Annotated in this window: 18 protein-coding genes; 16 read left to right on the top strand and 2 right to left on the bottom strand. The window is 64.7% G+C overall.

What is annotated here, in order from left to right; all coding sequences use genetic code 11:
* The first annotated feature begins 58 nt into the window (after positions 1-58).
* The 12 genes from HMPREF2550_RS10410 to HMPREF2550_RS10355 all read left to right on the top strand — a co-directional run bounded on the left by HMPREF2550_RS10410 (position 59) and on the right by HMPREF2550_RS10355 (position 9,296).
* A complete protein-coding gene (locus HMPREF2550_RS10410) occupies positions 59-304 on the top strand; it encodes an ATP synthase F0 subunit C (protein WP_038589976.1) in 246 nt (81 codons plus the stop codon).
* A gap of 54 nt (positions 305-358) precedes the next feature.
* Complete coding sequence (locus HMPREF2550_RS10405) at positions 359-931, top strand: F0F1 ATP synthase subunit B (protein WP_038589980.1); 573 nt, start codon at positions 359-361, stop codon at positions 929-931.
* A gap of 5 nt (positions 932-936) precedes the next feature.
* Positions 937-1,770 carry a F0F1 ATP synthase subunit delta gene (locus HMPREF2550_RS10400; protein WP_070790957.1) on the top strand — a complete coding sequence of 278 codons (834 nt, stop codon included), beginning with the start codon at positions 937-939 and terminating at the stop codon, positions 1,768-1,770.
* An 11-nt stretch (positions 1,771-1,781) separates the two neighbouring features.
* Entirely contained in the window at positions 1,782-3,446 is a 1,665-nt protein-coding gene (atpA, locus tag HMPREF2550_RS10395; RefSeq protein WP_070762974.1) for a F0F1 ATP synthase subunit alpha, read from the top strand.
* 54 nt (positions 3,447-3,500) lie between these two features.
* Positions 3,501-4,475 (top strand): F0F1 ATP synthase subunit gamma, encoded by a 975-nt coding sequence (locus tag HMPREF2550_RS10390; protein ID WP_070790956.1) that lies wholly within the window; start codon positions 3,501-3,503, stop codon positions 4,473-4,475.
* A 3-nt stretch (positions 4,476-4,478) separates the two neighbouring features.
* The gene (gene atpD, locus HMPREF2550_RS10385) at positions 4,479-5,987 is read left to right on the top strand and encodes a F0F1 ATP synthase subunit beta (protein ID WP_038589992.1); all 1,509 of its coding nucleotides are present in this window, start codon (positions 4,479-4,481) and stop codon (positions 5,985-5,987) included.
* A gap of 9 nt (positions 5,988-5,996) precedes the next feature.
* Positions 5,997-6,368, top strand: coding sequence for a F0F1 ATP synthase subunit epsilon (locus HMPREF2550_RS10380; protein WP_038589995.1), 372 nt, complete (start codon positions 5,997-5,999; stop codon positions 6,366-6,368).
* A 215-nt stretch (positions 6,369-6,583) separates the two neighbouring features.
* Entirely contained in the window at positions 6,584-7,042 is a 459-nt protein-coding gene (locus HMPREF2550_RS10375; RefSeq protein ID WP_168167712.1) for a DUF2550 domain-containing protein, read from the top strand.
* 44 nt (positions 7,043-7,086) lie between these two features.
* A complete protein-coding gene (nucS, locus tag HMPREF2550_RS10370; RefSeq protein WP_038589999.1) occupies positions 7,087-7,779 on the top strand; it encodes an endonuclease NucS in 693 nt (230 codons plus the stop codon).
* Positions 7,780-7,795: 16 nt separating this feature from the next.
* Positions 7,796-8,083: a hypothetical protein gene (locus tag HMPREF2550_RS10365; protein ID WP_070790954.1), complete on the top strand. Its 288-nt coding sequence runs from the start codon at positions 7,796-7,798 to the stop codon at positions 8,081-8,083.
* A 9-nt stretch (positions 8,084-8,092) separates the two neighbouring features.
* Positions 8,093-8,401: a thiamine-binding protein gene (locus HMPREF2550_RS10360; protein WP_038590007.1), complete on the top strand. Its 309-nt coding sequence runs from the start codon at positions 8,093-8,095 to the stop codon at positions 8,399-8,401.
* Between the two features lie 22 nt (positions 8,402-8,423).
* Entirely contained in the window at positions 8,424-9,296 is an 873-nt protein-coding gene (locus HMPREF2550_RS10355; RefSeq protein ID WP_070790953.1) for a tetratricopeptide repeat protein, read from the top strand.
* Between the two features lie 158 nt (positions 9,297-9,454).
* Here the strand turns inward: HMPREF2550_RS10355 and glgB are convergent, their stop codons facing one another.
* Both glgB and HMPREF2550_RS10345 read right to left on the bottom strand, forming a co-directional pair.
* Complete coding sequence (glgB, locus tag HMPREF2550_RS10350) at positions 9,455-11,659, bottom strand: 1,4-alpha-glucan branching protein GlgB (RefSeq protein WP_070790952.1); 2,205 nt, start codon at positions 11,657-11,659, stop codon at positions 9,455-9,457.
* Between the two features lie 41 nt (positions 11,660-11,700).
* On the bottom strand, positions 11,701-13,725 hold the full coding sequence (locus HMPREF2550_RS10345; RefSeq protein ID WP_070762970.1) for a maltotransferase domain-containing protein: 2,025 nt from the start codon (positions 13,723-13,725) through the stop codon (positions 11,701-11,703).
* A 162-nt stretch (positions 13,726-13,887) separates the two neighbouring features.
* On the opposite strand from HMPREF2550_RS10345, the gene HMPREF2550_RS10340 reads away from it, so the two are divergent.
* The 4 genes from HMPREF2550_RS10340 to HMPREF2550_RS10325 are packed head-to-tail and all read left to right on the top strand — an operon-like array spanning position 13,888 to position 17,969.
* Positions 13,888-14,745 (top strand): ABC transporter ATP-binding protein, encoded by an 858-nt coding sequence (locus HMPREF2550_RS10340; RefSeq protein WP_070790951.1) that lies wholly within the window; start codon positions 13,888-13,890, stop codon positions 14,743-14,745.
* 53 nt (positions 14,746-14,798) lie between these two features.
* Positions 14,799-15,671 carry an NUDIX hydrolase gene (locus HMPREF2550_RS10335; protein ID WP_070790950.1) on the top strand — a complete coding sequence of 291 codons (873 nt, stop codon included), beginning with the start codon at positions 14,799-14,801 and terminating at the stop codon, positions 15,669-15,671.
* Positions 15,652-16,827: a THUMP-like domain-containing protein gene (locus HMPREF2550_RS10330; RefSeq protein WP_070762968.1), complete on the top strand. Its 1,176-nt coding sequence runs from the start codon at positions 15,652-15,654 to the stop codon at positions 16,825-16,827. Before HMPREF2550_RS10335 ends, HMPREF2550_RS10330 begins: the two co-directional genes overlap by 20 nt.
* A 5-nt stretch (positions 16,828-16,832) precedes the next feature.
* Entirely contained in the window at positions 16,833-17,969 is a 1,137-nt protein-coding gene (locus HMPREF2550_RS10325) for a cysteine desulfurase family protein (RefSeq protein WP_070790949.1), read from the top strand.
* Positions 17,970-18,005: the final 36 nt, after the last annotated feature.

The following is an 18,005-nucleotide window of genomic DNA, read 5'->3' as shown; positions in this document are numbered from 1 at the left end:
CACTCGCCCTCCCGCACTAAGGACGCGGGGGAGCACCTAGAAAGGGAACGACTTTCACATGAACGACATCATCCTCGCCCAGGCAAACGAGACTGTCACCGCTTTCGACGGTCTGCAGTCCATCGGCTACGGCATCGCAACCATCGGCCCTGGTATCGGTATCGGTATGCTCGTCGGCAAGACCGTCGAGGGCATGGCTCGTCAGCCGGAGATGGCTGGCCAGCTGCGTACCACCATGTTCCTGGGTATCGCCTTCGTTGAGGCACTTGCCCTCATCGGCCTTGTTGCCGGCTTCCTGTTCTAAGAAGAGCTAGCCAACCTAGCGATAAGAGTCCATTTTTTAGAACAGGAGCAACCAATGACTAACGTCAACGAATTTCTCGTGGCGGCTGAGGGGTCGGAGGACATTCCGTTTACGTCGGAGCCTTCCATTCTCTTCCCCGCTGCGTACGACGTGGTTTGGTCGCTTGTCGTCTTCATCATCGTCTTCTTGCTCTTCTGGAAGTATGTGCTTCCGAAGTTCCAGGAAGTGTTGGCGGAGCGCGAAGACCAAATCAAGGGTGGCATTGAGCGCGCTCAGGCTGCCCAGGCTGAAGCGTCGGCTGCCCTGGAAAAGAACAATGCAGAGCTCGCCGAGGCACGCGCCGAGGCCGCTGCGATCCGTGAAGCTGCCCGTGCAAAGGGCAAGGAGATCGAGGCGGAATCCCGTGAGCGCGCTGAGGCCGAGTCCAAGCGCATTGTAGAAGCTGGAGAGAAGCAGCTTCTGGCTTCCCGTGAGCAGGTCGTTGCCGAGCTGCGTAACGACTTGGGCCAGAACTCGATCAACCTCGCCGAGCGTCTGCTGGGCACCGAGCTGTCGGATTCGACCCGTCGCTCGAACACGATCGACTCCTTCCTCTCTGAGCTCGACAACGTCTCGACGAGAAAGTAGGCGAGATGAAGGCAGCGAGTCGCGAAGCACAAGCAAAGGTCTCGGAACAGCTCGATCAGCTGATCCAGAACTCCGACAACGCCGTCGCTACTGCGATGAACGTCGGCGCGGAACTGTTCCTCATCGTCGATCAGCTCGACGGGGAGCGCGCACTGCGCATCGCCGTTGCCGATAGCTCGGTCACCGGCGAACAGCGCACCGGCGTCATGCGCGACGTGTTTGGTGGGAAGGTCGCGGAGCCGACCCTGCAGATTCTGCTGGCAGCAGCGGAGCAGGAGTGGTCCACCCCGCGCGAGTTCCGCACTGGGCTTGTCAATCTCGGGCGTCGCGCGATTGCGCGCGGTGCTGAGAAGGACGGCAAGCTCGAGCAGGTAGAGGAGGAGCTGTACCAGCTCTCCACACTGCTGGAGCGCGAGAAAGATCTGACCCAGCTGTTGTCGGACCGCACTGCGGTGTCCGAGAAGAAGCGAGGGCTGCTGGCTAACGTGATTTACGGCAAGGTGACGATGTTCACCGAGGCTTTGGCTTTGCAGGTCATCGGCCGCCCGCGTCACAACCCGGTGGACGACCTGGTGGCCCTGGCCACCGAGCTCGCCGACCAGCGCGGCAAGACCGTGGCACGTGTCGCCACTGCTGAGGGGCTTAATGACTCTCAGCGTGACGTCCTGACGCAGAAGCTTGAGAAGATTTACGGTCGTGAGATTGCTATCCACTCCGAGGTTGACCCCAGCCTCCTCGGCGGGATGGTTATCCGTGTTGGCGATGAGGTAATCGACGGTTCCACGCGCGGCAAACTTGCCCGCCTGCGCACCGACGTTGCCGCGAACGCGACCCTCTAAGAACGAAGATAATGCTGGAAGAAACTACCGAGAGCAGGAAGAACATGGCGGAGCTGACGATCTCCTCCGATGAGATCCGTAGCGCGATAGCGAACTACACCTCGAGCTACTCCGCGGAGGCCTCCCGTGAGGAGGTCGGCGTGGTGACTTCGGCTGCAGATGGTATTGCCCAGGTTTCCGGGCTGCCAGGGTGCATGACGAACGAGCTGCTCGAGTTCCCGAATGGCGTCATTGGCGTCGCACAGAACCTTGAGACCGATTCCATCGGTGTTGTGGTTCTGGGTAACTTTGAGTCCCTGACAGAAGGCGACGAAGTCAAGCGGACGGGCGAGGTCCTGTCCATCCCCGTTGGGGAGGACTTCCTTGGTCGCGTAATCAACCCCCTGGGTCAGCCGATTGACGGCCTTGGCCCGATCGAGTCCAAAGAAGAGCGTGCCCTGGAGCTCCAGGCCGCAGGCGTGCTCGACCGCCAGCCGGTCGAGGAGCCGCTGCAGACGGGTATGAAGGCGATTGACGCCATGACCCCGATCGGCCGCGGCCAGCGTCAGCTCATCATTGGTGACCGTAAGACTGGTAAGACCGCGGTCTGCATCGACACCATCCTCAACCAGAAGCCGTTCTGGGAGACCGGTGACCCGTCGAAGCAGGTGCGCTGCATTTACGTGGCGGTGGGCCAGAAGGGCTCCACCATCGCTGGTGTGCGCAAGACCCTGGAGGATCACGGTGCGCTCGAGTACACCACGATCGTGGCTGCACCGGCGTCCGACTCCGCAGGCTTCAAGTGGCTCGCACCGTTCTCCGGTGCCGCCCTGGGCCAGCACTGGATGTACCAGGGCAAGCACGTCCTGGTCATCTACGATGACTTGACCAAGCAGGCTGAGGCCTACCGTGCCATCTCGCTGCTGCTGCGTCGTCCGCCGGGCCGCGAGGCTTACCCGGGTGACGTCTTCTACCTGCACTCCCGTCTGCTGGAGCGCGCAGCGAAGCTGAACGACGAGCTGGGTGCCGGCTCGCTCACCGCGCTGCCGATCATTGAGACCAAGGCTAACGACGTGGGCGCGTTCATTCCGACCAACGTCATCTCCATTACGGACGGCCAGGTCTTCCTGCAGTCTGACCTGTTCAACCAGGGCGTGCGCCCGGCTATCGACGTGGGTATTTCCGTCTCCCGTGTCGGTGGTGCCGCACAGACCAAGGGTATGAAGAAGGTCGCCGGTAACCTCCGTCTGGACCTTGCCGCGTACCGCGATCTCGAGGCCTTCGCCGCCTTCGCTTCCGACCTGGATGCTGCTTCCAAGAAGCAGCTGGAGCGTGGTCAGCGCCTCGTCGAGCTGCTCAAGCAGTCCGAGAACGCGCCGCAGGCAGTCGAGTACCAGATTGTTTCCATCTGGGCCGCGAACGAGGGCCTCTTCGACGTCGTTCCCGTCGAAGATGTGCGCCGTTACGAGGTCGAGCTGCAGGAGGCGATCCGCTCCTCCGCTCCCGAGGTCTACTCGCAGATCGAGGGCGGCCAGGCGCTGGACGACGCTTCGAAGGACGCCATCAAGCGCGTCAACGAAGAGTTCTCCCGCACCTTCCAGGCATCTTCTGGCGAGCGCATCGTGCGCGAGCCGGAGGCACAGCCCTTGGATGCCGGCGAAGTTTCCAAGAACCAGCTCAAAGTCAGCCAATCCTAGTTCTGCGGCAAGCGGAATTTAGGACCTACATAAAGGAAGGGAGGAACACACACCATGGCAACACTTCGCGAATTGCGTGACCGCATCCGGTCAGTCAACTCCACGAAGAAGATCACCAAGGCCCAGGAGCTGATCGCGACTTCGCAGATCACCAAGGCCCAGGCTCGCGTCGCTGCGGCGAAGCCGTACGCGGACGAGATGCAAGACGTCATGGAACGCCTCGCGGCTGCGAGCTCCCTCGACCACCCCATGCTCCGTGAGCGTGAGAACGGTCGAGTCGCAGCAATCCTCGTGGTCACCTCCGACCGCGGTATGGCTGGCGGCTACAACCACAACGTGTTGAAGAAGGCGGCAGAGCTTGAGCGCATGCTCAAGGACGCCGGCTACGAAGTGGTTCGCTACATCACCGGAAACAAGGGCGTGACCCACTACCGTTTCCGTGACATGGATGTCGCTGGTGCATGGACCGGCTGGTCGCAGAAGCCATCGTGGGAGGGCACGCATGACGTGCGCCGCCACATGATCGATGGTTTCATGGCCGGCTCCGAGGACTCCGCCAAGTGGCGCGAGGGGCTCAACAGCCCCGAGAGACAGGCAGTGCGTGGTTTCGACCAGGTACACGTTGTCTACACCCAGTTCGTGTCCATGCTCTCGCAGGAAGCACACGTTCACCAGCTGCTCCCCATCGAGCCCGTCCTCGAGGAATTCGAGTACGAGCAGAAGAGCATGCTGGAGCAGACCGGTGCCGTGCACCCGGATATGAGCTTCGAGCCGGATGCGGACACGCTCATTGCTGAGCTGCTTCCGGCATATGTTTCCAGGTCGCTCTACTCGATCTTCTTGGAAGCATCGGCTGCGGAGTCCGCTTCTCGCCGTACGGCGATGAAGAACGCGACGGATAACGCCACCGATCTGGCGAACAACCTGTCGCGTGAGGCTAACCAAGCCCGTCAGGCAAAAATCACCCAGGAAATCACCGAGATTATCGGCGGCGCTGGCGCGCTGTCCGGTAGTGGAGAAAGTGACTAAATCATGACTACTGCTCAATCTTTTGATGAGCGCAACGATGAGCCAACGGGCGAGGCCGACACCCAGGCACAAGCCCGCGAGGCACAGTCCGCGCAGAACCCGGCGGGTTCTGACAACGGGCGCGTCGTTCGCGTAATTGGCGCAGTCGTCGACGTGGAGTTCCCGCGCGGCGAGCTGCCCGCTCTGTACAACGCACTCGAGGTCGACATCGAGCTCGAGGGCATGTCCCGTACGATCGTGCTTGAGGTTGCCCAGTTCCTGGGCGACAACCTCCTGCGCACCATCGCCATGGCTCCGACCGACGGCCTGGTGCGTGGCGCGAAGGTGCGCGACACTGGTAACCCGATCTCTGTCCCGGTCGGCGACCAGGTCAAGGGCCACGTGTTCAACGCACTTGGCCAGTGCCTGGATGACCCGAGCGTGGGCCAGGATGGCGAGCGCTGGGGCATCCACCGCGAGCCCCCGGCGTTCAAGGACCTCGAGGGCAAGACCGAGATCCTCGAGACCGGCATTAAGGTCATCGACCTGCTCACCCCGTACGTGAAGGGCGGCAAGATCGGCCTCTTCGGCGGTGCTGGTGTGGGTAAGACGGTGCTCATCCAGGAGATGATTACCCGTATTGCCCGCGAGTTCTCCGGTACCTCCGTCTTCGCCGGCGTCGGCGAGCGTACCCGTGAGGGCACCGACCTCTTCCTCGAGATGGAGGACATGGGCGTCCTTCCGGATACCGCCCTTGTCTTCGGCCAGATGGATGAGCCGCCAGGGGTGCGTATGCGCGTCGCTCTGTCCGGCCTGACCATGGCGGAGTACTTCCGCGATGTGCAGAACCAGGACGTGCTGCTGTTCATTGACAACATCTTCCGCTTCACCCAGGCCGGTTCCGAGGTCTCGACCCTGCTGGGTCGTATGCCTTCCGCCGTGGGCTACCAGCCCACCCTGGCTGACGAGATGGGTGTCCTGCAGGAGCGCATTACCTCCACCAAGGGCCGCTCCATTACCTCGCTGCAGGCTGTCTACGTGCCGGCCGATGACTACACCGACCCGGCACCGGCAACCACCTTCGCCCACCTGGATGCGACCACCGAGCTTTCGCGTTCCATTGCCTCCAAGGGTATTTACCCGGCAGTGGACCCGCTGACCTCGACCTCTCGCATCCTGGAGCCGGGCATCGTCGGCGAGCGTCACTACGCTGTCGCGCAGAAGGTGATCGGTATTCTGCAGAAGAACAAGGAGCTGCAGGACATCATCGCCATCCTCGGTATGGACGAGCTGTCCGAAGAGGACAAGATCACCGTTATGCGTGCACGTAAGCTGCAGCGCTTCCTCGGCCAGAACTTCTTCGTCGCGAAGAAGTTCACCGGCGACGAGGGATCCTACGTGCCGCTCGAGGAGACCATCGAGGCCTTCGACAAGCTCTGCGAGGGCGAGTTCGACGCCTACCCGGAGCAGGCCTTCAGCAACCTTGGTGGTCTCGACGACGTCGAGGCTGCGTACCAGAAGCTGCAGGGCTAGGAGGCAGACATGGCTGAACTTACCGCTCAACTGGTGTCGGTGGATCGTATGCTCTGGTCGGGTCCGGCCAGCATCGTCACCGCCCAGACCATCGAAGGTGAGATCGGCGTGCTGCCAGGTCACGAGCCGTTCCTTGGCCAGCTCAAGGAGAACGGTGTGGTGACCATCCGTCCCATCAGCGGCGACCGCATCGTCGCCGCTGTGCAGGGCGGGTTCCTCTCCGTGCAGGGCGATAAGGTGACTGTCCTTGCTGACTACGCGATCTTTGCCGACGAGGTTGATTCTGCTGAGGCAGAATCCGGCTTGGAGGCACAGGACGAGGACGTGAAGCACAGGTCCGAGGCGGAGCTCGCTGCGGTGCGCCGCAACGAGTCGCGCTAGGCCACTCGCCTTACAAGGAGGGGCGTCACACGCCCGTACCACCGCAAGCACCCCCGCATACCGCAAGGTAGGCGGGGGTGCTTCGCATTGTGTTGCACGACAAGTGTGCGGTTGGCAACCGTCGAGGCGCGAAGTAGGATTACTGCTAAACGACGAAGTACCGGCTGAGTCGACGGGGTCGACGCCAAATAATGAATTCTTGCAGGGAGGTTGTCATGGAGATCATCCTCTCTGTGCTGCTGCTTATCGTCGTTGGCGTCGCGGGCATCGCCATGTGGCGTTTCGCCATGTTCCGTAATGCGGGGGCACGCGGGTTGATCCGGAAGCTGCCCGCCACGGGTGTGCGGGGCTGGCGCCACGGGGTGGTCAAGTACACGGGGGAGGAGCTGCAGTTTTATAAGCTGCGCTCCCTGTCGTCGAATTACGACGTGTCTTTTGATCGTCGCGAGCTGACGTTCAACGGCGTGCGCGAGCTGAGCTCGGACGAGCGGATGATCATGCCCGGCGTTACAACGGTGCTGGAGTTGACCTGCCCGGATGGCGATTTCGAGTTCGCTGCCGAGCGCCACGTCGAGATGGCGCTGATTTCCTGGGTGGAGTCCGCGCCGGATCGTCGACAAGAGCGGATAGACATCCGCGCACTGACGCAGCGGGTACAGCGCGGCAAGGCCTAGCCCTGCTTGCCCTCTCCGCCTGCCCGGGCGGTAGTCTGTGGGGCATGCGTCTTGTCATAGCTCGTTGCTCTGTCGACTACGTTGGCCGTCTCGCGGCACACCTGCCGTCTGCACTGCGGTTGATCCTGCTCAAGTCGGATGGTTCGGTCTCCGTGCACGCCGACGACCGTGCCTACAAGCCATTGAACTGGATGACGCCGCCGTGCACGGTGAAGGAAGAAGCAGTTCTTGATATCGACGGTGAGGACACCGGCGAGGCGCTCTGGATTGTGGAGAACCCGAAGGGTGAGCAGCTGCGGATCACGATCGAAGAGATCGTGGCGGATTCGACCTACGAGCTCGGTGAAGACCCCGGCCTGGTCAAAGACGGCGTGGAAACCCACCTTCAGGAATTGCTTGCGGAGCACATCACCACGCTGGGCGAGGGCTACAGCCTTGTCCGCCGCGAGTATCCCACAGCGATCGGCCCGGTCGATTTGCTCGCGCGAGATGCCGACGGCAAGACCGTGGCCGTAGAGATCAAGCGCCGAGGGGGCATCGACGGCGTGGAACAGCTGACCCGCTACGTGGAGCTGCTCAATCGTGACGAACTGCTCCGGCCCGTGGAGGGCGTGTTCGCCGCCCAGGAAATCAAGCCGCAGGCACGCACCCTCGCCGAGGACCGCGGCTTCCGCTGCCTGACCCTGGACTACGACGAGCTGCGCGGCATCGAATCTGACGAGCTGCGCCTGTTTTAGAAAGGGGGCTCTCGCGATGCCGAGGAGGAACCGCCGCCAGAACATCACCCCGTCGTATGTGCTGCCGCGCGATGGCTCGACGTTCATTGGCACCCAGGAGGTTGAGGGGCCGAGCTGGACCAACGGGGAGATGTACCTCGTGCGCCAGATCGGTGCGAGCGCGGCAAACAAGTTCTACGTCTGTCCCCGGTGCAACCAGAATATCCCGCCGGGTGTTGCTCACGTGGTGGCCTGGCCCCGTGATACCGGAGGCCGCGGCGACGATCGGCGACATTGGCACAAACACTGCTGGGCGAAACGCTAGGCTGGGCCCATGATCGCAGCATTTTCAGTCGCACCGACGGTGACGAATAACGCCACCGCAGAGATGTCAGAGGCGGTTTCGCGCGCAGTACGCGTGGTCCGCGAATCGGGCCTACCGCACGAGACGACGGCCATGTTCACCACGATCGAGGGGGAGTGGGACGAGGTCATGGACGTGATCAAGCGCGCAACGCAGGCGGTCGAGGCGGTCTCGCCGCGGGTATCGTTGGTGATCAAAGCGGATATCCGTCCTGGATACACCGACATGTTGCACCAAAAGGTAGCGTCGCTGGAGAAGCACTTCTCCCAAGAACAATAGAACTTATACAAGGAGTACATAAATGCCGGATTTTGGTCCCGGGGCAGTAGACCTGAATAAGCTGGTCGAGCAGAAGGAAGCACAGCAGCAGCTCAAGGAAGGCGGCTTCGAGCCGTTTATTACCGTCGATGAGAAAGACATCGAGGCGCGCGCGTTCCAGCGTTCGATGCAAGTGCCGGTTGTGCTGATGTTCGGCACGCAGCGCTCGGAGGACTCCGAGACGCTCAAGGAGACGTTCAAGACGCTTGCCGCCAACCAGCGCAAGTTCATGGTCGCCTACGTTGACGCGGACGCGACGCCGCAGGTGGCCCAGATGTTTGGCCTGCGCGCGCTGCCCACCGTCGTCGCGCTTGCAGCCGGGCAGCCGGTGACGAACTTCGAAGGCAACCAGCCCGTAGAGCAGCTCAAGCAGTGGGTGGAAGCCCTGGTCACTAACGTGGGTCCGCAGCTGCAGGGCTTGAGCGAGGAACCTGAGACTGATGAGGCCGCCCCCGAAGACCCGCGCCTAGATGAGGCGACCGCGGCGCTTAACCGCGGCGACTTCGACGCAGCCACCGCCATCTACGACGCGATTCTGACTGAGGAGCCGGACAACCAGCCGGTCAAGCAAGCAAAGGCGACGGTTGCAGTGCTCCGTCGTCTTGACCCGCAGAACCGAACGACTGACCCGATCGCTGAAGCGGAGCAGGCCCCGGATGACGTGGAGAAGCAACTCGTCGCCGCAGACGCAGAGGTCGTCGCGGGAGCACCGGAGAAAGCCTTCGATCGCCTGCTGCGCCACGTGAAGACGGCACCGGAGGCGAAGGAGCGCCTGCTTGAGCTGTTCACACTGTTTGCGCCCGATGATCCGCGCGTGATTCAGGCGCGTACCAATCTGGCCAGCGCGCTGTTTTAGCCTGGGTGGGGTGGGTTGCCCCGCCGCTGGTTGTTCAGTTAACTGCCAGACTAATTCCGCAGGGGCGGAAAAACGGTGCCCCTCCCCGTGACGCGGCCGCGCACAAATCTGGCCCGCCGCACTACTCGAGCACGGCGGGCCGGGGGGCGTATCTCGGTTTAGCCCCGCAGCTTGTACAGCTGCACGCTCATCGCCGGGATATGCAGGCTCAGGGACTGGTCGAACTGGTCCCAGGCAGTCGGCTCTGTGTGTATCTCACCGGCAAGCGGGTTGTCGGCACCGCCGTAGATGCCTGCGTCCGTGTTGATCAGCAGATCCCACGTGCCGGCCTTCGGCGAGCCCAGGCGGTAGTTGGGCTGGGAGGCACCGGAGAGGTTGACCACGGCGAGTACTGCGGAGCCGTCCGCGCCCCAGCGGATGTAGGACAGGATGTTGTGCTGCGCGTCGTCGCCCTTGATCCACTGGAAACCCATCGGCGTGTTGTCCTGAGAGAACAGTGCCGGGGTGTCGCGGTAGACCAGGTTGAGGTCGCGCACGAGGCGCTGGATGCCGCGGTGGTACTCGTGGCCCCAGCCGTCGCCGATGTTGTCCCAGTTGATGGAGTGGGCCTCGTCCCACTCCGTAGTCTGGCCCCACTCGCAGCCCATGAAGAGCAGCTGCTTGCCCGGGTGGGAGAACATGTAGCCGTAGAGGGCGCGTAGGCCGGCGGCCTTGTTCCAGTCGTCGCCAGGCATGCGGGTCCACAGCGAGCCCTTGCCGTGGACGACTTCGTCGTGGCTAAACGGCAGGACGTACTTCTCGCTGAACGCGTAGACGAGCGAGAAGGTGATCTCATTGTGGTGGTAGGAACGGTGCACCGGGTCGAGGGAGAAGTACTCGAGGGTGTCGTTCATCCAGCCCATGTTCCACTTCAGGGAGAAGCCCAAGCCGTCCGACTCGGTCAGGGCGGTCACGCCCGGCCACGCGGTGGACTCTTCGGCGACGGTGACCACGCCCGGGTGGGTGCGGTGGACCGTGGCGTTCATCTCCTGGAGGAACTGCACGGCGTCCCAGTGCTCGCGGCCGCCATACTGGTTGGGCAGCCACTCGCCGGGCTCGCGGGAGTAGTCGAGGTAGAGCATGGAGGCCACTGCGTCAACGCGGAGCCCGTCAAGGTGGAACTCCTCGCACCAGTACAGCGCGTTAGCCACCAGGAAGTTGCGGACCTCGTTGCGGCCGAAGTCGAAGACGTAGGTGCCCCAGTCCTTCTGCTCGCCGCGGCGCCAGTCCGGGTGCTCGTAGAGCGCGGTGCCGTCGAAGCGGGCGAGTGCCCAGTCGTCCTTGGGGAAGTGGGCGGGTACCCAGTCGACGATGACGCCGATGTTGTGGGCGTGGAGCTCGTCGACAAGCGCGCGGAACTCATCTGGGGTGCCCCAGCGCGCGGTCGGCGCGTAGTAGCCGGTGACCTGATAGCCCCAGGAGCCGCCGAAGGGGTGCTCGGCGACGGGGAGGAACTCCACGTGGGTAAACCCGTTCTCCACGAGGTAGGGAACGAGCTCTTCGCGCAGCGTGTTGTAGTTCGCGCCCTGCTTCCAGGAACCGATGTGGCACTCGTAGACGCTCATCGGCGAGTTGGTCGGGTCGATGCCCTGGCGCTTCTGCATCCAGTCGGCGTCGCGCCACTCGTACTCGCTGGGCGCGGCGACCACGGAGACGGTCTCCGGCGGGGCGACAGTGGCCTTGGCCAGCGGGTCAGCCTTGTCCTTGCGGTTGCCGTCGGCAGTTTGCACCGCGAACTTGTAGTGCGCGCCGTCGATAATGCCGGGGATGAAGATCTCCCACACGCCGGTCGAGCCGAGCGAGCGCATCGGGTACTGGTTGGGGTTCCAACCGCAGAAATCACCCACGACGGCGACGCCGCGCGCGTTCGGGGCCCACACTGCGAAGGCAGTGCCGGTGACCTGCCCGAGGTCCGTGGTGTAGGTCTTGACGTTCGCGCCGAGCGCTTCCCAGAGACGCTCGTGGCGGCCCTCGCCGATGAGGTGGAGGTCGAGGGAGCCGACCGAAGGCAGGAAGTAATAGGGATCCGCGACGATTTGCGGCTCCGCCTCGGGGTAGGTCACGCGCAGGCGGTAGTCGCTGGCGTGCTCGCCGTCGAGCTCGGCGATCCAGATGTCGTCGCCAGTATCAACCATCTGGATCATGTCGTTGTGGATAAGCAGTTGCACGTCCGTCGCGCCGAGCAAGCGGGTGCGCACCACGGTGTTGCCCGCCACAGTGTGGCGGCCGTAAAAATCGTGCGGCGCGTGGTGCTTGCACTGGAGCAGGCGCGTGCGGTCGTGCTCCGGGATGAGTGCTTCCGGGGAGAGTTCGTGGCCGGTCATAATTGTCTTTCTTTGTGGGGTTCCAGGTATGCGTGTGGGGCTTAAGGCCGGTAGTCGTGGTCAGAGATCTGGCGGTAGGCCAATGCTTCTCGACGCTCCGGTGCCACCTCCGGCAGGCGGAAAATGTGCGCCACGTTGTTCTGGGGCGTGAGCCGGACGTAGTTGTGCGTCCCCCAGTCGTAGCGGTTGCCGGTGACAAGATCGTGCACCTGGAAGGGCTCGCCCTCGTCGCGTCCGACCGCGGCGGCGTCGATATGCACCATGCCCTCCTGAGTGTGCCAGGGATCCAGGTTGACCACCACGACGATGGTGTTGCCGGTAACGGCGTCGACCTTGGAGTAGGCGAGGATCTGGTCGTTGGTCACCTCGTGGAAGCGGATCTGCCGCAGCTGCTGGAGCGCCGGCTGCTGTTTACGGATGGAGTTGAGCAGCGTGAGGTAGGGCTCGAGCGACTCGCCGCGCTCAAGTGCCGCTTCGAAGTCGCGGGGGCGCAGCTGGTACTTCTCGGAATCCAGGTACTCCTCGGAGCCGCCGCGCACGGGGATGGACTCGTAGAGCTCGAAGCCGGAGTAGACGCCCCACAGCGGGCTCATCGTCGCAGCCAGGGTCGCGCGGATGGCAAAAGCGGCTGGCCCGCCCTGCTGGAGCGAGGCGTGCAGGATATCCGGGGTGTTGACGAACAGGTTGGGGCGCGAGACATCAGCTACGTCGACGCACAGCTGCGCAAAGTCGGTGAGCTCTTCCTTGCTCACCTTCCAGGTGAAGTGGGTGTACGACTGCGAGAAACCGGCCTTGGACAGGCCGTACATGCGCGGCGGGCGGGTAAAGGCCTCGGCGAGGAAGATGACGTCCGGGTGCGTCTCGTGCACCTTGGAAATCAGCCAGTGCCAGAAGTTGACCGGTTTGGTGTGCGGGTTGTCCACGCGGAAGGTGGAAATGCCCAGCTCCACCCAGTACATGATGACGCGGTAGACCTCGTCGTAGAGGGTCTCCGGGTCATTATCAAAGTTGATGGGGTAGATGTCCTGGTACTTCTTCGGCGGGTTCTCCGCGTACGCGATCGTGCCGTCCGCGAGCACGGTGAAGAACTCGGGGTGCGCCTCCGCCCACGGGTGGTCCGGGGCGGCCTGGAGGGCGAAGTCGAGCGCGATCTCCAGGCCGAGCTGCTCGGCGTGGCGCAGCATCTCCAGGAATTCCGCCTCGCCACCCAGCTCGGGGTGGAAGGCGTCGTGGCCGCCGTCCTGCGAGCCAATGGCCCAGGGCGAGCCGACGTCGCCCGGCTCGGCGGTGACCGAGTTGTTGCGGCCCTTGCGGTTGACCTCGCCGATCGGGTGGATCGGCGGGAAGTACACGGTGTCAAAGCCCATCGCGGCGACGCGGTCGAGCGCGGCGGCGGTGGTTTCCCAGGTGCCGTGGACCGGACGGCCGTCCTCGTCCCACCCGCCGGTGGAGCGGGGGAACAGCTCGTACCAGGAGTTCACCAGTGCGGCGCGGCGCTCGACGGCCACATCACAGGTGGGGCCGTGGGTGACGAGCTCACGCAGCGGGTAGGCCGCCAGCACGTCGAGGACATCTTCGTTCAGGCCGGCGTGGATGCGGTCGGCAAGCGGCAGCGTGTCGTCGGCAAGCGCGGTGGCGACATCGCGCAGCACCTCGCTATCTGGCGCCGGGGTTTGCTCCGCGGCGGCCTCGAACAACTCGATGCCGTGGGCGATGTCGTTGGCTAGCTCGGCTTCGGACTGCCCGGCGTCGAGCTTCTTGGTCACGGCGTTGCGCCAGGTGGCCATCACATCGGACCACGCGTCGACGCGGAAGTGCCACAGGCCCTGCTCGTCCGGCACGAAGACGGAGTGCACGTAGTCCGGGCGGAAGGGCTCCGGGTGCATGTGCACCGAGTACTGGTCGCCGTCGGGGGAGGTGATCACCAGCGTGGCCGCGATGGCGTCGTGGCCCTCGCGCCACACGAGCGCGGAGACCGGCACCACCTCGCCGACGACCGCCTTTGCGGGGAGCGTGCGCCCGCTGACCTGGGGGCGAACGTCATCAATTCCGAACCTTGCAACCATGCTGTATCTCTACCTCGTCCGTCGCGTGTGTATCACTGCCAAGAGTAGCGAAAGACGTCGCGCTCTACCTGCCTAAGATGGGCCTAATTACCGGGGGTGGCAAGAGATGCCCTTTGGCGCGCCGGATGCAACTTCCACATATGGGAGAGAAAATAGGACAGAATGGGAACCGTGAATGATGCACGAGCGACTGAACCAGGAACGGACCCGGACCTTCTCATCGACTTTCGCGGGGTGGAATTCTCGCGCGGCGGCGCACGCCTCGTCGGTCCGGTGGACTGGCAGGTAGAACTTGATGAGCGCTGGGTCGTCATCGGCCCCAACGGGGCGGGCAAGACCACCCTGATCCGCATGGCGTCTGCGCTCGAGTTCCCGTCCAAGGGCACCGCGTTTGTGCTTGGCGAGCAGCTCGGGCGCACCGACATGCGCGACCTGCGCGCCGCCATTGGACTCACCTCCTCGGCGATTGCGCAGCGCGTGCCGGATGACGAGAAAGTTGGAGACCTGGTCGTCTCGGCCGGATACGCCATCGTCGGGCGCTGGCGCGAGGACTATGACGAGATGGATTACGCCCAGGCGATGGACGTGCTCGAGCAGGTCGGCGCGATGCACCTGATCGACCGCCGCTGGGGCACGCTCTCCGACGGGGAGAAGAAGCGCGTGCTCATTGCCCGCGCAGTGATGATCAACCCTGAGCTGCTCATCATGGACGAGCCCGCCGCCGGCATGGACCTCGGCGGCCGCGAGGACCTCATCGCCTACTTGGGCGAACTCGCCTTGGACCCGGACGCCCCGGCGATGGTGATGATCACCCACCACCTGGAGGAGATCCCGTACGGCTTTACCCACGCGATGCTGCTCGACGAGGGCGATGTCGTCGCCCAGGGCCTCATCGAGGATGTGCTCACCAGCGAGAACGTCTCCAAGGCCTACCACCAGCCCATCGAGGTGACCCGTGACGAGGGCCGCTTCTTCGCGCGCCGGGCGCGTACGGCCCGTGCTGGGGCTCACCGGAAGTAGGGAGAGTGGGGCGTCGAGAAGCACTCGAGGCCCCTTCAAGGATGGGTCGAGGCATGCAGCGCAGCGTTGGGGCGTTCTCTGCTGACCGTGGCGACGAGATCGACGTCACCGAGGTCAGCGGGTTTCACGGTGCGCGAATGTCGGCGACCGTGCTGCTGCTGCGCGACACACCCCAGGGGATGGAGGTGTGGATGCAGGAGCGCGTGCTCAGCATGAAGAACTATCCCGGGGTCACCGTTTTCCCCGGCGGCGGGGTGGACAGCCGCGATTTCCCGGGCCGCGCCTGGAACGACGGCGACCTGTGGCTCGGTCGTAGCGCGATTTCCATGGCCCGCCAGCTCGGCGTGACCAAGTACAAGGCGCACGCGCTCGTTTTCGCCGCCGTGCGCGAGCTCTTCGAGGAGACCGGCACGCTGCTCGCAGTCGACGATGCGGGCCAGCTGCTTGACGACGCCCGCCCGTTCCACCACCAGCGCCTCCAGTTGGAGTCCCACGAGATCTCGCTGACCGACGTACTGCGCGCCCACGACCTCAACGTGTGTGCCGACCTGCTCAAGCCTTTCGCCAGGTGGGTCGGTCAGTCCGAGCGCGGCAACTGGTTCGACACCTTCAGCTTCCTTGCTGCCAACCCGACCGGGCAGGAACCAGACGGCAATACCGGGGAGGCCGACGACGCCAACTGGTTCCCGCCCTCGCTGCTGCTGGAGGGGTGGCGGCACGGGCTCGTGCGCTTCGCGCCCGCCACCTGGGCGCAGCTACGCCTCATCGAGGGCTTCAACACCGTGGAAGAAACGCTGGAAAGTGCGAAGCACGCCACGATCTCCCCGGTGATCGGCGACCCAGTCGACGACGAGCGCTTCGCCGAATTCTTCACCTTCACACCAAAAGACCGGATTGGACGCCGCTATGGCATTTCACCCGACTGAGGTGGACTACCTCGCCGCCAACGCCGAACGCATCCGGGCGATCGCCCCGGAGCTGGCGCTGACCAAGGCGAGCGTGTTCGCCGACCGTGCGCGCCTGGACGCGGAGTTCGGCGAGCACGCCCGCGCGGTCTCCGCGCTGATCGCGGCCCAGCGGCAGGCTGCGGGCAAGTTCCCCGAGTGGTGGCTCACCGACTCGGATGCCGCCCAGCAGGCCACCCCCGCCCTCGTTGCCGCCCACCGCGCCCGCACGCTTGCGTCCGCGGGGGCAAGCTTCGTTCACGACGTGACCTGCTCCGTCGGCTCGGAGGCACCGCACATGGTCGAGGCGGGGCTCGGCTGGCTCGGCTCGGATCTTTCGGCCGCGCGTCTGCGCATGGCGCGCTTCAACCTGAGCGAGGACGCCTGGCTCGCGCGTGCCGACGCACTCGCGCCCGCCAGCACGATTGCTGGGGTATCCGGCGGGGTCGTCGTGGCGGACCCGGCGCGTCGCAAAGATGGCCGACGTATCACCGACCCAGCTCAGCTCGAGCCACCCCTGCCGGCACTCGTCGCGGCCTACCCGGGCGCGGAGCTGGCGATCAAGTGCGCGCCGGGGATCGACTACGCCGAGTGGGAGGGCCTGGTTAGCGTGGTCTCGCTCGACAGCGGGGTGAAGGAGGCCTGCCTGTACACGCCTGGGATTGGGTGCGGGCGCGAGGCGGTCGTGCTGCGCAGCGACGGCTTTGCCGAGACAGTGCGCGGGCTTGGCGACGAGCACGCATCGGAGTCGGAGGAGGTGCGCGACCCAGGCGAGTGGATCATCGAGCCCGACGGGGCGATCATCCGCGCAGGCCTTGTGCGCACGTGGGCGGAGAAGCACAGGCTGTGGCAGCTCGACCCGCACATCGCATTCTTGAGCGGCGCGGAGATCCCTCCCGGCTACAGCGGTTTCCGCGTGCTTGACGCGGTCCCGCTCAAGCGCCTGAAGGCGGCGCTGCGCGAGATGGATGCGGGCGCGGTGGAAATCCTCGTGCGCGGGGTGAACGTGGATCCGGACGCGCTGCGCAAGAAGCTCAAGCTCAAGGGCACGCAGCAGCGCGGGGTGGTCATCGCGCGCGTTGGCGACGACGCGCTCGCATACGTCTGCGATGCGAGGGAGCACCGGCCGCTACCATAAGCGGCATGGTGTATCTCGATCACGCAGCAACAACCCCCATGCGCCAGGTGGCTATCGACGCCTGGGTCGAACACGCAGCCGCCGTCAACCCCGGCGGCCAATACGCCTCGGGACGCGCGGCCAATGCGGTGCTCGCGCAAGCCCGCGAGGACATCGCGGAGCTTTTGGGCGCAGACCCGGTCGAGGTGGTCTTCACTGGCTCGGGTACCGAGGCGGACAATATTGCGGTGCGGGGTCTGTACCGGGCGCGTCGAGAAGCGGCGGGCACAAACCGGGGGGGGGCGAGCACGATTGAGCACTCGGCAGTCCTCGAGACAGTCAAGTCTCTAGCACAGACTGAAGGGGCCGAGGTCGCGTGGCTGGAGCCGGATCGCGGCGGGCACCTCCGCGACTTGAGCGCCTTGGATACCCCGGCCGCCGTGGCCACCATGATGTGGGCGAACAACGAGACCGGCGCGGTACAGCCCGTGCGCGAGGCTGCCGAGCGCGCCGCGGAGGCTGGCACCCCGCTGCACATCGACGCGGTGCAAGCCGTGGGCAAAGAGGACGTGCACTTCCATGACAGCGGCGCGACCACACTCGCGGCTAGCGCGCACAAGTTCGGCGGACCGCGCGGCAGCGGCATCCTGCTCGCGCGCCGCTCGCCAGTGCCGGCTCCGGTGTTGCTTGGCGGCGGGCAGGAGCGGGGCCTGCGCCCGGGCACGGTCGACGTGGCGGCGGCTGCCGCTACTGCCGCGGCGCTGCGCGAGGCACTGGCTGAACGCGAGGCGGAAAATGCACGCCTGGCGAAGCTGCGCGACGAGTTCATCGAGCGCATCGTCGCCGCTGTGCCGAACACGCTGGTCACCACCCCGGAGCCGCGCCTGCCGGGGCATGCGCACCTGATGTTCCCGGGCGCGGAGGCCGAATCCATGCTCATGCTGCTCGACTCGCTTGGCATCGAGGCCTCCGCCGGGTCCGCCTGTTCGGCGGGTGTGCACCGGCTGTCGCACGTGCTCGAGGCGATGGGCGTGCCCACCGAGGACGGCATGGGCGCCTTGCGGCTGACCCTCGGGCGCACCACCACTCAAGCGGACGTGGACAAGGTGGTCGCCGAACTGCCCGCAGTCATCGAGCGCGCCCGCCTTGCTGGCTCGCTGTAGCGCGCTTTTCGACGCCCACCGGTGTGTCAGGTGTGA

The organism is Corynebacterium sp. HMSC074A01 (assembly GCF_001831515.1).
In the GTDB taxonomy this organism is placed as follows: Bacteria; Actinomycetota; Actinomycetes; order Mycobacteriales; family Mycobacteriaceae; genus Corynebacterium.
The sequence above is the reverse complement of the archived record's forward strand: the minus strand, read 5'-3'. Positions and strand labels throughout refer to the sequence as shown.

What these genes read in the sequence shown, in the direction of transcription:
- HMPREF2550_RS10410 (WP_038589976.1), top strand. Translation starts at nt 59, where the DNA reads ATGAACGACATCATCCTCGCCCAGGCAAACGAGACTGTCACCGCTTTC.
- HMPREF2550_RS10405 (WP_038589980.1), top strand. Translation starts at nt 359, where the DNA reads ATGACTAACGTCAACGAATTTCTCGTGGCGGCTGAGGGGTCGGAGGAC.
- HMPREF2550_RS10400 (WP_070790957.1), top strand. Translation starts at nt 937, where the DNA reads ATGAAGGCAGCGAGTCGCGAAGCACAAGCAAAGGTCTCGGAACAGCTC.
- atpA (WP_070762974.1), top strand. Translation starts at nt 1,782, where the DNA reads ATGCTGGAAGAAACTACCGAGAGCAGGAAGAACATGGCGGAGCTGACG.
- HMPREF2550_RS10390 (WP_070790956.1), top strand. Translation starts at nt 3,501, where the DNA reads ATGGCAACACTTCGCGAATTGCGTGACCGCATCCGGTCAGTCAACTCC.
- atpD (WP_038589992.1), top strand. Translation starts at nt 4,479, where the DNA reads ATGACTACTGCTCAATCTTTTGATGAGCGCAACGATGAGCCAACGGGC.
- HMPREF2550_RS10380 (WP_038589995.1), top strand. Translation starts at nt 5,997, where the DNA reads ATGGCTGAACTTACCGCTCAACTGGTGTCGGTGGATCGTATGCTCTGG.
- HMPREF2550_RS10375 (WP_168167712.1), top strand. Translation starts at nt 6,584, where the DNA reads ATGGAGATCATCCTCTCTGTGCTGCTGCTTATCGTCGTTGGCGTCGCG.
- nucS (WP_038589999.1), top strand. Translation starts at nt 7,087, where the DNA reads ATGCGTCTTGTCATAGCTCGTTGCTCTGTCGACTACGTTGGCCGTCTC.
- HMPREF2550_RS10365 (WP_070790954.1), top strand. Translation starts at nt 7,796, where the DNA reads ATGCCGAGGAGGAACCGCCGCCAGAACATCACCCCGTCGTATGTGCTG.
- HMPREF2550_RS10360 (WP_038590007.1), top strand. Translation starts at nt 8,093, where the DNA reads ATGATCGCAGCATTTTCAGTCGCACCGACGGTGACGAATAACGCCACC.
- HMPREF2550_RS10355 (WP_070790953.1), top strand. Translation starts at nt 8,424, where the DNA reads ATGCCGGATTTTGGTCCCGGGGCAGTAGACCTGAATAAGCTGGTCGAG.
- glgB (WP_070790952.1), bottom strand. Translation starts at nt 11,659, where the DNA reads ATGACCGGCCACGAACTCTCCCCGGAAGCACTCATCCCGGAGCACGAC.
- HMPREF2550_RS10345 (WP_070762970.1), bottom strand. Translation starts at nt 13,725, where the DNA reads ATGGTTGCAAGGTTCGGAATTGATGACGTTCGCCCCCAGGTCAGCGGG.
- HMPREF2550_RS10340 (WP_070790951.1), top strand. Translation starts at nt 13,888, where the DNA reads ATGGGAACCGTGAATGATGCACGAGCGACTGAACCAGGAACGGACCCG.
- HMPREF2550_RS10335 (WP_070790950.1), top strand. Translation starts at nt 14,799, where the DNA reads ATGCAGCGCAGCGTTGGGGCGTTCTCTGCTGACCGTGGCGACGAGATC.
- HMPREF2550_RS10330 (WP_070762968.1), top strand. Translation starts at nt 15,652, where the DNA reads ATGGCATTTCACCCGACTGAGGTGGACTACCTCGCCGCCAACGCCGAA.
- HMPREF2550_RS10325 (WP_070790949.1), top strand. Translation starts at nt 16,833, where the DNA reads ATGGTGTATCTCGATCACGCAGCAACAACCCCCATGCGCCAGGTGGCT.